At 65.0% G+C, this 611-nt stretch carries 1 pseudogene; it reads right to left on the reverse strand.

Going from position 1 to position 611, the window contains the following annotated elements:
• Window positions 1–611 (reverse strand): annotated as a pseudogene (locus NKH12_RS30500) (IS66 family transposase); the annotation flags it as partial.

The raw sequence follows: 611 nt of genomic DNA on the forward strand, positions 1-611 counted from the left end.
ACGCAGCGCCCGTTCGGCGGCGTTGTTGGTGAGACAAATCCGGCCGTCGCCGAGGAAGGACGTGAAGCCGTCCCAGCGCTTCAGCATGCAGTCGATAGGCTCGGCAACCTCAGAACTGCGCGACAGTTTGGCCCGCTCGGTTCGCAGCCAGGCCTCAAGTTCGGTGGCGAGAAGACGGCTTTCCTGCCGGCGTCGTTGCAGCCGTTCGTCGGCGGCAATCCCGTTGATCCCGCGCTCGATGTCAAACAGCGAAACAGCGCGTCGATGCGCTTGACGGCCTCGAGCGCGATCGGTGAGATCGGCGCGGCGTTCTTGCCGCGTTTGGCATTGGCGGCGATGTCGGCAAGCACGAAGAATTTGCGGCGCGCATGCGCCCAACACAGCGCCTGGGTCAGCGGACCGGGGTCACGGTCTGCCTTGAACAGCGGGTTGTAGCCGCCGTAGGCGTCGGCCTGCAGAATGCCGCTGAAGCTCTTCAGATGACGCTCGGGATGTTCCTGACGCCGATCGCGCGAGGCATAATAGAGCGCCGCCGGCGGCGACTGTCCACCGAAGGGCCGATCATCCCTGACGTAGGTCCAGATGCGCCCCGTGTCGGTTTTGCCCTTCGC

It is taken from the genome of Mesorhizobium sp. M1322 (assembly GCF_040318085.1).
Lineage (GTDB): Bacteria > Pseudomonadota > Alphaproteobacteria > Rhizobiales > Rhizobiaceae > Mesorhizobium.